The sequence below is a fragment of the Bacillus sp. DX3.1 genome (assembly GCF_030292155.1).
Lineage (GTDB): Bacteria > Bacillota > Bacilli > Bacillales > Bacillaceae_G > Bacillus_A.
In genome coordinates, this window is sequence record NZ_CP128153.1 from 1,836,493 (window position 1) to 1,850,522 (window position 14,030).

At 34.7% G+C, this 14,030-nt stretch carries 1 protein-coding gene; it reads left to right on the forward strand.

The features are described 5' to 3' along the window. The first annotated feature begins 143 nt into the window (after positions 1-143). The gene (locus QRE67_RS08990; protein WP_286124541.1) at positions 144-14,030 is read left to right on the forward strand and encodes a non-ribosomal peptide synthetase; all 13,887 of its coding nucleotides are present in this window, start codon (positions 144-146) and stop codon (positions 14,028-14,030) included.

Sequence of the window (14,030 nt, forward strand, 5' to 3'; positions counted from 1 at the left end):
TTTCTAGAAATTTATTTTAGAAAGTTAGTTTAAAAATAATAAGATTTATTAGGTGAGGCCGGAAATTTAAAAATTCTAAAAGTAAAAATAATCAGCGATTAAATATTTAAAATATTTTTATTGTAAAATGGAGGTTTATCTAGATGGGAGAAGTTAAAATTGAATCAGTTCGACCATTATTTCCGATGCAAGAAGGAATATTATTCCATAATTTGTTGAATAGTGAAGATAATGCCTATTTCGAACAGTTAAGCTTTTCGGTTAAGGGAGAATTAAATCTATCATATTTGGAGCAGAGTTTTAATGAATTAATAAAAAGGTACGATGTATTGCGCACAGTATTTATCTATGAAGACCTAGAGAAGCCTCTTCAGGTTATTTTAAAAGAGAGAAAAGAGAAAGTACAATTTGAAGATATTTCACATCTCAATAATATGGAGCAAGATACATATATAAAAAGATACCAAGAAAGAGATCGTGAAATAGGTTTTGATTTACAAAGTGACTTACTTATTCGTATGACAGTATTGCAAACAGAATCACAATTATTTCGAGTGATCTTGAGCCATCATCATATATTAATGGATGGTTGGTGTTTTAGAGTTGTACTAAAGGAACTTTTTGAAATTTATGCTCAATTGAAGCAAGGAATTCCATTAAAACTTTCGGCTGTCTATTCTTGTAACAATTATATTGAGTGGTTAGAGAAACAAGATAGGAAGATGGCTAATGACTATTGGAAGGGATATTTATCTGGGTTTGAAAATTGTACATCGATTCCTAAACAGAAGAAAAACGATTTGAGGAATTTTCATGTAAATGAGTATTTTATTATTGATGAAACCATTACTGGAAAATTATACAAAATGGCAAGTTCTTACCAAGTTACATTAAACCATTTATTTCAAGCGGCTTGGAGCGTATTACTTCAAAATTATAACAATACTGAAGATGTTGTATTTGGTACTGTTGTTTCAGGAAGACCTTCTGAGGTGACAGGAATTGAGAAAATGGTAGGGTTATTTATAAATACTATTCCTGTTCGTGTAACTTGTCAGGAGAATATGTCTTTTGAACAACTGTTGTCGTCTATAAAAGAATCTGCGTTGGCATCAACACCTTATCATAATGCTCTTTTAGCAGAAATTCAGGCAAATAGTTCCCAACAACAAAGTGTATTTGATCATATTCTATCTTTTCAAAATTTTTCTCATAGTAATGAAGATGAAATAGTGGAATTCGATAATCAACATGGATTAATTCTTTCAGAATTTGAGGCATTTGAACAAACTAACTATGATTTCACACTTATGGTTGGTGTTGGGAAAGAGTTAAATATTAAAGTAATATATGATACAGGGAAATATGAAAAGGAATTTATTTGTAAAATTGGTGTTCATCTTAGAACAATTTTTGAACAAATTATTACTGATCCAGAACAATTAATATCTAATATTAAGCTAGTAGATGAGGAAGAACAACAGCAGATTTTATCAGGTTTTAATAATACAAAAACTTCATATCCACAAGATTGTACATTGAAAGAGTTATTTGAAGAACAGGTACAAAAACACCCAGATCAAGTTGCGCTTGTATTCGGAGAACGGAATATGACGTATCGAGAGCTTGATAGGAAGGCGAATGGATTGGCTCACCACTTGCAAGCGAAAGGGGTAAAAGCTGATACGCTTGTTGGATTACTAGGTGAACATTCGTTAGAGACATTGGTATCTATGGTAGCTATTTTAAAAACAGGAGGTGCTTATTTACCGATTGATCCGAATTATCCGCTTGAACGGAAACAATATATGATGCAGGATAGTGGGCTGGACTTAGTAGTTGCGACAGAAAATTATGACTGGGATGAAACGATACTTGGTGGAGAAGTCATTCAATTGAGTTCTATAAATGAGTTAGAAGGTAGAGAGGATTCACCAATTGTATTAAGTCATCCGAAGGATTTAGCGTATGTATTATATACATCTGGTTCTACTGGTCAACCGAAAGGTGTAATGGTAGAACAACGAAATGTTGTTCGTTTGATCAAAAATACGAACTTTACTGATCTATCTCAAGGGCGTCTGCTTTTAACGGGAGCAATTGTTTTTGATGCATCTACTTTTGAGATTTGGGGTGCTTTATTAAATGGCTTGACGCTATCTCTAATTGAGAAAGACACGTTGTTGAATCCGTTTAAATTACAGAAAATTATTGAGAGACAGAAGATTACAACAATGTGGTTGACGGCGCCTTTATTTAATCAAATTTCCCAACAACACCTAGAGGTGTTTGAAAACTTGACTTCGTTAATTGTGGGAGGAGATGTACTATCTCCATATCATATTAATGCAGTGCGAGAGCGTTATCCAAATCTAAAATTGATAAATGGCTATGGTCCGACAGAAAATACGACTTTTTCTACCACCTTTTTAATTGAGGATACGTATGAAGCGAGTATTCCGATTGGACGGCCAATTGCAAACTCGACAGCGTATGTATTGAATCCGTATCAACAGTTGTGCCCTGTAGGGATTCCAGGAGAGTTATACGTTGGAGGAGCAGGTGTTGCACGGGGATATTTGAATAAACCAGAGTTAACTACGGAAAAATTTATTGATAATCCATTTGTTCCAGGAGAGAGATTATATCGAACAGGAGATATGGTACGCTGGCTAGCGGATGGAAATATTGAATATATTGGTAGAATAGATAAACAGATTAAAATTCGAGGGCATCGCATCGAACCGGGTGAAATCGTGAGCCATTTCTTAAATCATGAGGCGATTCAAGAAGCGGCTGTGGTACCATTACAAGACTCACAGGGAGATGCATACTTGTGTGCGTATTATGTACCGGTAGAAGGAATAGAAGAGGAAGAATATACAGAATCTTCTCTTCGAGCGTACTTGTCCACTCGGTTGCCAGATTATATGATGCCATCGGCATTTTGCCAGTTAGGGAAACTTCCGCTCACAGTAAATGGGAAATTAGATACGGCAGCATTGCCTGAGCCAGATAGAAATATGTATATAACAAAAGAGTATGTGCCACCGCAAAATGAAACGGAACGCAAATTGTCTGTTATTTGGCAAGAAGTACTGGGAATAGAGGAAGTAGGTCGTTTCGATCATTTCTTTGAGTCTGGGGGCCATTCATTAAAAGCAATGCTTCTTGTATCACGAATTGTTCGTGAATTTGAAGTGACATTTCAGGTTAAAGATGTGTTTCATTCACCAGTGTTATATCAGATGGCGGAAACAATAGAACAAATGAATCCAGAAGTATATTTAAGAATTGAACCAGTAGAATCTCGCGATTTTTACCCAGTATCGTCGGCACAACAACGTATTCATGTAGCAAGTCAACTTGCGACAGAGTCAGTTCACTATAATGTACCACTTGTATTTGAAATTGAAGGAGACTTACAGAAGGAACGTTTAGTAGAAGCATTTGAGGTGCTTATAGAACGACATGAAGCACTTCGCACATCATTTCATCTGAAGGAAGAAACTTTAGTACAGTGTATTCATAAACAGGTGGATTTTTCATTAGAAGAGATAGAGGGAACAGAGGAGAGTATATCAAAGCTGTTACAACAATTTGTTAGACCGTTTGATTTGACGAAGCCACTATTAATGCGTGCTGGATTACTTGAAGTAGATACGAAGAAGCGATTGTTGTTAGTAGATTTGCATCATATTATTACCGATGGTATGTCCACAAATATACTGTTACAAGAACTCGTTCAACTGTATCAAAAGCCAACTGATTTAGAGCCACTTTGTATTCAATATAAAGATTATGCAGTATGGCAACAAGAATTTTTACAAACAGAAGGTATGAAACGCCAAGAGGCGTTTTGGCTAGAAAAGTTGGAAGGAGAGTTACCAATCCTTGAGTTGCCGATAGATTTTCCGCGCCCAAGTGTGCAGCAATTTGAGGGAGCATATGTGGATGTACGTGTAAACCGCGAAACTACAGAAAAATTACAAGCATTGACTAAAGAAGAAAACGGCACGCTTTATATGACATTATTAGCTGCGTATAATGTGTTACTAGCTCGTTATACAGGACAAGAAGATTTCATAGTAGGAACACCAATTGCAGGGCGTCCACATGCAGACTTAGAACCAATCGTTGGTATGTTTGTTAATACGCTTGCGATACGTAATAAATTAGTAAACGATAAGCCGTTTCGTCAGTTCTTACAAGAAGTAAGAGAAAATGTGTTAAAAAGTTATGAACATCAAATGTATCCGTTAGAAGATTTAATTGAAAAGCTGAAAGTTCAACGAGATATGAGTCGAAACCCATTGTTTGATACGATATTTACCCTACAGAATGTGGACCTTACGGTCCCGCAAGGTGAAGGATTTATGCTTTGTCCATATCCATTTGATTATCAAATGTCAAAAGTGGATGTGACTGTAGGTGCGGTAGAGGAAGAGGGGGAATTGCACCTTCGGTTTGAATACAGCACCGCACTATTTACACGTGAGACAATAGAACAAATGAGTACACACTTTTGTACAATATTACAGAAGATCGCAAATCATCCAGACGTTGTGATTGCAAATATAGATGTGACAACGGAAGAAGAGAAAGAAAGATTGATTGTTCAATATAATAAAACGGAAACAGCATATCCAAAAAATAAATCTTTGGCAGAGCTATTTGAAGAACAGGTACAAAAATACCCAGATCAAGTTGCGCTTGTATACGGAGAACAGAGTATGACGTATCGAGAGCTTGATAGGAAAGCGAATGGATTGGCTCACCGCTTGCAAGCGAAAGGGGTAAAAGCTGATACACTTGTTGGATTACTAGGTGAACATTCGTTAGAGACATTGGTATCCATGGTAGCTATTTTAAAAGCAGGAGGCGCTTATTTACCAATTGATCCGAATTATCCGCTTGAACGGAAACAATATATGATGCAGGATAGTGGGCTGGACTTAGTAGTTGCGACAGAAAATTATGACTGGGATGAAACGATACTTGGTGGAGAAGTCATTCAATTGAGTTCTATAAATGAGTTAGAAGGTAGAGAGGATTCACCAATTGTATTAAGTCATCCGAAGGATTTAGCGTATGTATTATATACATCTGGTTCTACTGGTCAACCGAAAGGTGTAATGGTAGAACAACGAAATGTTGTTCGTTTGATCAAAAATACGAACTTTACTGATCTATCTCAAGGGCGTCTGCTTTTAACGGGAGCAATTGTTTTTGATGCATCTACTTTTGAGATTTGGGGTGCTTTATTAAATGGCTTGACGCTATCTCTAATTGAGAAAGACACGTTGTTGAATCCGTTTAAATTACAGAAAATTATTGAGAGACAGAAGATTACAACAATGTGGTTGACGGCGCCTTTATTTAATCAAATTTCCCAACAACACCTAGAGGTGTTTGAAAACTTGACTTCGTTAATTGTGGGAGGAGATGTACTATCTCCATATCATATTAATGCAGTGCGAGAGCGTTATCCAAATCTAAAATTGATAAATGGCTATGGTCCGACAGAAAATACGACTTTTTCTACCACCTTTTTAATTGAGGATACGTATGAAGCGAGTATTCCGATTGGACGGCCAATTGCAAACTCGACAGCGTATGTATTGAATCCGTATCAACAGTTGTGCCCTGTAGGGATTCCAGGAGAGTTATACGTTGGAGGAGCAGGTGTTGCACGGGGATATTTGAATAAACCAGAGTTAACTACGGAAAAATTTATTGATAATCCATTTGTTCCAGGAGAGAGATTATATCGAACAGGAGATATGGTACGCTGGCTGGTAGATGGGAATATTGAATATATTGGTAGAATAGATAAACAGATTAAAATTCGAGGGCATCGCATCGAACCGGGTGAAATCGTGAGCCATTTATTGAATCATGAGGCAATTCAAGAAGCGGCTGTGGTGCCATTACAAGACTCACAGGGAGATGCATACTTGTTTGCGTATTATGTACCGGTAGAAGGAGTAGAAGAGGAAGAATATACAGAATCATCTCTTCGAGCATACTTGTCCACTCGATTGCCAGATTATATGATGCCATCGGCATTTTGTCAGTTAGAGAAACTTCCGCTCACAGTAAATGGGAAATTAAATGCGGGAGCATTGCCTGAGCTAGATAGAAATATGTATGCAGCAAAAGAATATGTGCCACCGCAAAATGAAACGGAACGAAAATTGTCTGTTATTTGGCAAGAAGTATTAGGAATAGAGGGAGTAGGTCGTTTAGATCATTTCTTTGAGTGTGGTGGGCATTCGCTAAAGGCAATGCAACTTATATCACTTATTCATCAGAAATTTCAAGTTAATATTTTGTTACGCGAGATATTCAAAAATCCTATTTTATGCGATATGTCTAAAGTTATCCAGTCCAAAGATGAAAGCTTATATAATGCTATCGAAATTGTAAATAAGAAAGAATTTTATCCTGCTTCCTCTGCACAAATCCGTATGTATGTAACGCAACAACTCGATAGAGAGTCGGTTGCATATAATATGCCAATCGCATTTCGTTTTACTGGTATACTGAATATAAAGAATATAGAACAAGCTTTTCGTACACTAATGCATCGTCATGAGTCACTACGTACTTCAGTTAAACTTGTTGAAGGACAAGTCGTTCAACAAGTTCAAGAAGAGCTAAAATGGTCATTAGAAGTGAAGAATATCAAAGAAAACTCTATAAATGATTACATTGAAAAATTTGTTCGTCCTTTTGACTTAGCTTGTGCGCCGCTAATTCGAGTTAACTTGTTAAAGTTATCTGAAACAGAGCATATTTTGCTATTAGACACTCATCATATTATATCTGATGGAGCATCACTTACTATTTTATTACGTGAATTCATAGAATTATATGAAGGAGGAAATATAAAACCATTACGAATACAATATAAAGATTATGCTGTATGGCAAAGGAAACTATTACAGTCAGAGAATCTTAAACAACAGGAAAAATATTGGTTATCTACAATGTCGGGAGAATTACCTGTACTTGAACTTCCAACTGACTTTTTAAGACCTTCAGCACAGAGTTTTACTGGTGATAAAGTAAAAGTTTCCTTATCTGAAAAATGGATGAATCAGCTTTCTCTATTGAACCATAAACAAGGCAGTACATTGTTTATGACGTTGTGTGCTTGTTATAACATTCTATTATCAAAGTATTCTGGACAAGAGGATATTATTATTGGGACAATTAACAATGGGAGAAAGCATGGAGATTTAGAAGATATTGTTGGGATGTTTGTGAATATGCTTGCCCTACGTAATTATCCAAAACCAAATATGAGTTTTTATGATTTTTTAGAATCGGTAAAAGAAAACGTACTGTTTGCTTTTGAAAATCAAGATTATCCGTTTGAAGATATGGTAGAGAAATTAGCTGTTCATCATAGTCAAAGTCAAAGTGGAAATCCATTATTTAATACAATGTTTTCTTTACAAAATCTTGATACGCAACACATTTCGACAAAAAAAATAGAAATAACATCATATAATTATGATCATAGAATTTCTAAATTCGATTTAACATTAGAGGCTTTTGAATATAAGGGAGAATTATTTTTAGAATTTGAGTATGCTACTCATCTATTTGAGCGTAGCACTATAGAAAGAATGGCTGGTCATTTTATTCAAATTTTGAAACAAATAGTTACAAAACCAGATATAAAATTGTCAAATATTCAAATGCTTGGGCAGGAAGAAAAACAATTAATTTTAGGATTTAATGATAAGGTTTCTGATTATCAGAAAAAAACTATTAATGAGGTTTTTGAAGAGCAGGTACAAAAAACTCCTAATGCAAAGGCAGTTGTGTATGAGGGAGAGTCTTTGACATATGAACAATTAAATAAAAATTCAAATCAATTAGCTCATATTTTGAGAGAAAAAGGGGTACAAGCGCAACAAGTAGTAGGATTACTTGCCACGAGGTCGAGTGAAATGTTAATTGGGCAAATGGCTATATTAAAAGCAGGTGGAGTATATTTGCCTATTGATCCAAGTTTTCCTGAAAATCGTATTGAATATATGTTACAAGATAGTGGGGTAAATATTTTATTAACTAATGTTTCTGTGAGCGGAAGTTGGGGTTCTGAGAGGGAAATAATTTTTATTAATAACGATATACTTTATCAAGGATTCGGAGAAAATCTGGTCAATCTGAGTAAACCTAATGATCTAGCATATATTATTTATACATCAGGTTCGACTGGGGAACCAAAAGGAGTAATGATTGAGCATCATAGTGTACTTAATCTTTCAAATTGGTTCTGTCAAAAATATGATTTAATAACAAATTGTAATGTGCTACAAATGACAAACATTTCATTTGATGTGTCAATTGAAGAAACGTTAGTCACTTTACTCAATGGAGCAACTATTTATATACCTAAAAAGGAAGTTATATTTTCTTCTAATCACTTCGTTCGGTATTTAAAAGAAAACCATATAAATATTGCACAGTTTGTACCAATTACACTTCAAGAGTTACTTGTAAGGCATGAGAGATTAGAAGATTTACATGTAGTAATTTGTGGAGGAGAAAAATTAGAAAAATCTCTTGCGAAACAAATTTTAGATAAAGGGTATCAATTATTTAATCATTATGGTCCTACAGAAGCGACTGTAGATACTCTTGTTTACGACTGTCAGATTGATGCACGTAAAGTCCCGTTAGGAAAACCAATTAATAATACAAGGGTTTATATTTTAGATAAAGTCGGATTTCAATTGCAACCAATTGGAGTTCCAGGAGAATTATGTATTGCTGGGGCAGGCGTAGCACGTGGGTATTTAGGGAAATCAGATATGAATGCTATAAAATTTGTTAATGATCCATTTGTCCCAGAAGAAAAAATGTATCGAACAGGAGACTGGGTACGCTGGCTTCCAGATGGGAATGTTGAGTACTTAGGCCGTATTGACGATCAAGTGAAAATTAGAGGTCATCGTATTGAACTTGGAGAAATTGAAGAAAACTTATTGTCACATCCATTTGTAAGCGAAGCGGTAGTCATTGCTAGAAAAGATGAAGATAAACAATCTTACCTTTGTGCATATCTTGTAATGAGAAAAGAATATAGAGCATCGCAACTTCGTGAAGATCTTACGGAGAAATTGCCGAATTACATGATTCCAGCACATTTTGTTTTTTTAGAAAAACTTCCACAATTAGAAAATGGAAAAATAAACCGTAAAGCATTGCCGTTACCTGAGTATGATTTGAAAAATGAAGAAGAATATGAGGCTCCATCGACCCCATTAGAGCTTATACTTTCAGCGTTATGGGGGGAGATTTTAAACGTTCAGAATCCAGGGGTTAACGCGAATTTCTTTGAAATTGGCGGTCACTCTCTTAAAGCGACTTTTTTAGCATCTCGTATTTATAAAGAAATTGGTATTGAAGTACCAATACGAGTACTATTCTCAAGACCGACGATTAAAGAGTTAGCTGCATATATTGTAGAAAATAAACAAAAAAGCTATATAGCTATTCAGCCAGTCGAAGAAAGAGCATACTATCCAGCATCGTCAGCACAAAAGCGACTTTATATTATGAATCAGTTGGAAAAAATGTCTACTAATTACAATATGTCATTATTCATGAGAATAAATGGGAAATTAAATATTTCGCAATTTTGTGATGCGGTTGATAGTTTGGTACAGAGACATGAAATCTTACGGACTACTTTTGAACTAATAGATGAAGAGTTAGTTCAGCGTATAAATGAAAATATAAAAGTAGATGTTAGTATACAAGATGCAAATGAACAAGAGTTATCAGAATTGACTCTCGGGTTTATCCAACCTTTTGATTTACAGGAAGGACCATTAATTCGTGTTGCTCTTATAAAAATGAATGATGAACAGTATGTTTTAATGCTTGATATGCATCATATTGTTTCTGACGGAACTTCTATAAATATACTTTTAAATGAATTATTTAAATTATATAAAGGTGAGCCTTTAGAATTGCTAGAGCTCCAGTATAAAGATTTTGCATCATGGGAACAAGAATGGAAAAATAGCGATAATTTTCAACAACAAGAACAATATTGGATTGAAATGTTTGCAAATGATGTACCAGTGATGAATATGCCAACTGATTATCCTAGACCACCAGCTCGCAAATTTGAAGGTAGTCAAGTGTCTTTTGAAATTAATGAGGAGTTAACTCAAAAACTTTATGCATTGTCAGCTAAATATGGCACTACGCTGTATATCAACCTTCTTGCAATGTACAATATTTTACTTTCCAAGTATACAGGTCAAGAAGATATTGTAATTGGTTCTCCAATTGCAGGTCGTGTGCATACCGAGTTTGAGTCAATTGTTGGAATGTTTGTTAATACCTTAGCATTACGTAATTATCCAGAACCTAAAATCCAATTCAATGTATTTTTGTTACAAGTTAAAGAAGTTGTGCTTAAGTCTATTGAAAATCAGTCTTATCCATTTGAAGGATTGGTGGAGAAAGTGGATATGGAACGCGATTTAAGTCGTAATCCATTATTCGATACCATGTTTGTTATGCAGAATACTGACGATAAAACCCCGGAAATAGATATGCAAGATATAGCGTTAAGTTCATATGCATATGAAAATAAAACTGCTAGGTTTGATCTTACTTTATCAGTTACAGAGTTTGAGGGGAAAATTATTGGTAGTATGGAATACAGTACTAATTTGTTCCGTGAATCTACCATTACACGTATGGCTCAAAACTTTATAAGGATAATTGAGCAGCTTGTTCATCAAACGGATACAACGATTGCTGACTTAGAAGTAGTTACAGAATCTGAGAAAAAATTATTAGTTAACGAATTCAATGATAGTGAAGTCTTATTTCAAAATGATGTTACATTACATGGGCTTTTTGAGCAGCAAGTCAAATGTTCTCCTGAACAAGTAGCACTTATATTTGGAAATGATGAGATAACATATGAACAGTTGAATACAAAAGCGAATGGTCTTGCGAGAACGTTACGTAAAAAGGGCATCAAACCAGAAACGATGGTTGGGATTATGATGGAGTCATCAATTGAGATGGGTATAGGGTTACTAGCTATATTAAAGGCGGGAGGAGCGTACGTCCCAATTGATCCGCATTATCCAGAGGAACGAATTCAACATATAATACAAGACAGCCAAGTTAATATAATTATTACACAAACGCATATTAAAAATTGTGTAGAGTTTACTGGTGAATGGTTAGACGTGTTAGATGAAAAAAATTATGATATCCACAGTGAGAATTTAATATTTGAGCAGGAAACAGATAGCCTTGCTTATGTAATATACACATCAGGAACTACTGGAAATCCTAAAGGAACACTAATAGAGCATAAAAGTATTGTAAATATGTTACAGTGGCGGTGTTTAGAATATAAATTTTCTACTGAACATCGAATTCTTCAACTTCTTTCATATGCATTTGATGCATTTGTAGCAAATTTTTTTACACCGCTTTTATGTGGAGCCACAGTAGTTTTACTTAAAGAGAATGAAATGAAAGATTTAATTGCAATTAAAGAAACGATTGTTTCAAAAAAAATAGCTCATTTTGCATGTGTGCCTAGCTTATATGGGGCATTACTTGAAATTTTTGATCTGGAAGATGTGCGGTCACTACAATCGATTACGTTAGGTGGAGATAAGTTAAGTAAAAAAATTAGATCACTAAGTTATGAGAAAGCACCTCATATTGAAATTGTCAATGAGTATGGTCCAACAGAGAATAGTGTAACAACAACAATTTCACGGAATGTACAGCTAGCAGATCATATTAGGATTGGTCGTCCGATTTCTAATGTTCATACTTATGTTCTGAATCCGCAACAACATTTACAGCCAATAGGTGTGCCAGGGGAATTATATATTGGAGGGGCTGGTTTAGTTAGGGGATATCTCAACCAACCTGATCTTACAACAGAGTATTTTCTATCTATTCCTTCTCTTCCAGATCACAGGTTATATAGAACAGGAGATATTGTGCGCCTTCATGAAGATGGTCAAATCGAGTTTTTAGGTCGCGTAGACAATCAGATAAAAGTAAGGGGTTACAGGATTGAAACAGATGAAATCGAATCCGCTTTACTACAACTCGAGAAAATACAAGAGGTGGTGGTTATACCTATAGAGAACCATAGTGATGAAAAGGCATTGTGTGCCTATTTTGTATCAAAAGAGGAATTGGTTGAAAGTGAGCTTCGTGATATCCTTTCAAAGGTATTACCTTTCTATATGATACCATCATATTTCATGCAAATAGAGAAGGTACCGTTAACATTAAATAATAAGGTAGATAAAAAAGCATTACCAAAACCTAGAAATAATGATGTGGATGAAAAGGTATTAATAGAGCCTGTCAATAGAATAGAAAAAATTCTTGTGACTATATGGAGTGAAGTGCTTCATATAGACAAAATAAGTACGAATGAGAGCTTTTTTGAGTTGGGTGGAGATTCTATAAAGGCAATAAAAATTGTAGCTCGTTTAAATAACTACAACTTAAATCTTGAAATGAAAGATGTTTTTCAACATCCAACGATTCAACAACTGTCTCCATACGTTCAACAGCAAAAAATAGAGATTAATCAGGATATTGTTATAGGTGAAGTGGAATTAACTCCTGTTCAACATTGGTTTTTTGAACAAAAATTTACGGGTCAACATCATTGGAATCAATCAATGCTGCTACATCATATTGAAGGTTTTAAAGCGCCGTTAGTTGAAAAGGTATTTTCAAAAATTGTAGAACATCATGATGCGTTGCGGATTATATTTAAAGTCGAAGACAGAGAAATATTTCAAGTGCACCGTGGTCTGGAAGAAACTGTTTTTGAAATGGAAGAATATGACCTTATAGACAAATTCGATGCAGCCTCTTATATACAAAAATTTTCAGATCGTATACAGGGAAGTTTGAATATCTACCACGGACCGCTTATTAAATTGGGATTATATAAGACTAGAGATGGAGATCATTTATTAATTGCGATTCACCACCTTATAGTGGATGCGGTTTCTTGGAGAATTTTAATTGAGGATTTTATAAAAGGATATCAACAGGCAGAAGAACAAAAGAGAATTGTATTACAACCAAAAACACATTCTTTTCAAGAATGGTCTAATGAATTAGTTCGTTATAGGAAAAATAAAGTAGATGAATATGAAACATACTGGAGAAGTATAGATAGCAATGATGTGAAATCTTTACCGAAAGATTATGCTACTCTCCATAATTTTTTCAAGGACACGTACACAATTACAGAATCATTGTCAAAAGAGTGGACAGATAATCTTTTAAAAAGAACAAATCATGCGTATAGCACAGAAATTGATGATGTTTTGTTGACAGCGCTTGGTTTGACAGTACAAGAATGGACAGGAGAACATAAAGTGGCCTTACATATGGAGGGGCACGGTCGTGAAAGTATAAGAGAAGGTATTAACCTATCTCGCACTGTTGGTTGGTTTACTTCTATTTATCCTGTAGTTCTTGAGATAAATCCTGCAGAAGATATTTCTTATCAAATTCGATCAGTTAAAGAAAATTTACGTTGTATTCCGAATAAAGGGATTGATTATGGAATATTGAAATATATAGGAAATTCAAAAGTGGATGAAAGAAAATTAAAGTTAAAACCAGAAATTTCCTATAACTATTTAGGGCAATTAGAAACTCAGGAAACGGAAAGTACAATTAGAGCATCTTCTTTTAGTATGGGAGAAACTATGAGTCCTCGTACAGAGCGTCTTTATACGTTGGAGGTTTCGGCTGTAATTGTCCAAGGGCAATTTACATTTAATTTTAGTTATAACAAATATCAATATGATGAAAAAACTATTATGAAACTTGTTCAACTTTTTAAACAGAATCTATTTACGCTCATTGAACACTGTATGAGTAAAAAGGAAACGGTACTAACACCAAGTGATGTAGGAGATAAGGATCTTTCATTAGACGAGTTAGAAGATATTATGAATTTAATCGATTCGTTGTAG

Excerpts from the sequence above, each read along its gene's own strand:
- QRE67_RS08990 (WP_286124541.1), top strand. The coding sequence starts at position 144 with ATGGGAGAAGTTAAAATTGAATCAGTTCGACCATTATTTCCGATGCAA.